This window comes from bacterium, from assembly GCA_030655055.1.
Classification (GTDB): Bacteria; Edwardsbacteria; AC1; order AC1; family EtOH8; genus UBA5202.
The window spans coordinates 1-2,799 of the sequence record JAURWH010000029.1; the positions used below are offsets into that span (position 1 = coordinate 1).

Genomic DNA, 2,799 nt, shown 5'->3' on the forward strand with positions numbered 1-2,799 from the left:
CCTCGGGGGCCGGGTCACAAAAAATGATGTTTTCCCTTTTGCGCCGGGTGGAGCAGGGGGCCTGCCTTGACCAGGGGATGATGTGCTGGGCGCAGGGCAAGGAACTGGTCCCGCTGATGCGGGCTTCGGAGCTGGCGGTGCCCGGACAGCACAATGTCCAAAATGCCCTGGCGGCCGCCGCCACGGCCATGATCCTGAAAATCTCACCGGCCACCATCAAACAGGCGCTGAAAACATTCAAAGGCGTACCCCACCGGCTGGAGGAAGCGGGGATGGTGAACGGCGTCCGCTACATCAACAATTCCATGTGCACCAATGCCGCGGCCGGGGTCAGCTCGCTGCGGGCCTTCGGGGAACAGATGGTGGTCATTGCCGGGGGCAAGGAGAAGAACGTCGACCTTTCCGATTTTCTGAAGGAGATCGCCCAAAAGGCAGGGGCGGCGGTGTTGATAGGAGAATGCCGGGACCGGATGGAACGGGAACTTTCAGGATTGGGAATGAAGAACCTTCACAAGGCCGGAAGCATGAAAGAGGCGGTTTTGCAGGCCTCGGTTCTGGCCCGGCCCGGCCAGCTGGTGATGCTGGTGCCGGGGGCCGCCAGTTTTGACATGTTCAAGGATTTTGAGGACCGGGGCAACCAGTTCAAACAGGCAGTGGCCGGATTGAAGAAGAATGAACTACCGTAAGGGCGAAATAGACCATCTGCTGCTGGTGGCAGTGCTGCTTCTGGCCGGATACGGCTTTGTGATGAGCTACAGCGTCAGCGATTACCTGATATCCGGCAATTCCGCCCTGTTCCGGTCCCGCGATTTCAAGCAGCCGGCCGCGCTGGCCCAAAAGATCTCCCAGGGACGGGATGGGGTTCCCGCCCTGGTAAAAAGCCGGCTCCCGGCTTCGGCCCTTTACCAGCTGGGGCATTACGGCAGTTTGAAAAAGGTCGACGCCGACAGTTTAAAGAAGATATTGTCCGAAGCGCTTAACCCGCTGCTGCTGGGGGGGGCCATTTACGACGACCAGACCTTCAAGGATGTGAAAATATCAAAGGCCGCCGCCGGGATGCTGGCCCAGACCCCGGAAGGCGAGGAGCTGGTAAAGCTGAACAGAATGCTGCTGCAGTCGGCATTTCCCCGGGAGATCCGGGGCCGGTCGTTCTATTACCGGCTGGGGATATTAAAGGGAACCCTCTGGCGTTTTCTGGCGGCGGCCCTGGCCTTCATCGCCGCCTTCAAGATCAACTACCGCAAAGTGCGGCACCTGATCGGGCCGGTGTTCATAGGTCTGCTGGTGGTCCTGTACATCACCCCCTTTGCGGCCCGGGCGGTGCGCGGTGCCAAGAGCTGGTTTTTGGGGGTCCAGCCGGCCGAGTTCGCCAAGCTATTTTTGGTCTTGTTTTTGGCCGATTTCATGGCCCGCCGGGGGGAAAAGATGAAAAGCCTTAAGCAGGGATTTTTTCCGGTCCTGGCCTGCATCGGACTGGTATGCGCGGCGGTGCTGCTGCAGCCTGATTTCGGCAGCACCCTGGTGATAGCGGTGCTGGGATTGCTCTTGATCTACCTGGGCGGGGTCAACCAGCCGGCCTGGTTCGCGGTGCTGGGGCTGGGAATGGCGGGTTTTGTGGGCCTGGCGCTGACCTTCAGCCACGTTAAGAACCGGCTGGCCGGATTCTGGTGGGCTTCCCAGGGTTCCGATGAACTAAGCACATTGTTCCAGCTCCCCAGTTCCGATTTTCAGTCGGCGGTTTCCCTGCAATTCCAAAAAATGCTCGGTCATGTCCCTTCGCCCCAGGAACTGGGCGGATTTAAGAACGCCCTCAGCCAGACCTACCAATCGCTTCTGGGGATCGGTTCGGGGGGGCTGCTGGGAGTGGGGATGGGGCAGAGCCGGCAAAAGCTGCTGTTCCTGCCGGAAGCCCACACCGATTTCATATTTTCCATCATTGCCGAGGAAGGCGGATTGCTGATCGCAGCTGCGGTGCTGGTTCTTTTCTGGGTCATCTTATGGCGGGGGATAAAAATGGCCCGCCAGATGCCGGAGGCCTTTGAATCTTATCTGATGCTGGGTTTGAGCCTGGGGATATTCATTCAGGCGGCAATAAATATAATGGTGGCTTCAGGGCTTTTCCCCATCACCGGGATACCCCTGCCGTTCCTTAGTTTTGGCGGCTCGGCCCTGATGGTCAACGGGGCGGCGGCCGGCCTGATGCTGAACCTTTCGCGTTACCGGGCCGACCGGCCCGGCGCAGGCAGTGATTGGAGGAAGGATGAAACTTTTGATAGCCGGAGGCGGAACCGGCGGGCATCTTTATCCCGGGCTGGCGGTAGCCGCTGAGTTTGACAAACTGGCACCAGGCAACCGGGTGGAATTCATAGGCACCAAAAAGGGCATTGAGGCCCGGGTGCTGCCGGGAACCGGTTACAGCCTGAGATACATCACCATCGGAGGTTACCTGGGAAAATCCCATTGGCAGAAGATGCATTTTCCCTTCAGTTTTATTATCGCCACCCTGCAGTCGCTCTTTTACATGATTACCGAAAGGCCGGATGCGGTCCTGGGAACCGGGGGATATATCTCGGCCCCGCCGGTGCTGGCCGCCTGGATGCTCCGGATCCCGGTGTCCCTGCTGGCGCTGGATGTGATGCCCAGCAAAGCCGTAAGATTCCTGTCCCGTTTTGCCGGCGAGATATACGGCGGCTTCCCCGAATGCTCTCAGTACCTGGATAAAAATGCGAAAGTAATTTTTACCGGCAACCCCATCCGCCCCGAAATTGGGGAAATTTCAAAAGAACAGGGGATAAAAGA

General features: G+C 58.7%; 3 protein-coding genes. All 3 read left to right on the top strand.

Annotation, left to right across the window (positions count from 1 at the left end; translation table 11 throughout):
• Nucleotides 1-686 (top strand): UDP-N-acetylmuramoyl-L-alanine--D-glutamate ligase (locus Q7U71_01315; GenBank protein ID MDO9390395.1); only part of this gene is annotated, 686 nt, incomplete at its 5' end.
• Entirely contained in the window at nucleotides 673-2,328 is a 1,656-nt protein-coding gene (locus Q7U71_01320) for an FtsW/RodA/SpoVE family cell cycle protein (protein MDO9390396.1), read from the top strand. The genes Q7U71_01315 and Q7U71_01320, both read left to right, overlap by 14 nt.
• The coding region (locus tag Q7U71_01325; GenBank protein MDO9390397.1) for a glycosyltransferase at nucleotides 2,261-2,799 on the top strand (539 nt) is incomplete at its 3' end. The genes Q7U71_01320 and Q7U71_01325, both read left to right, overlap by 68 nt.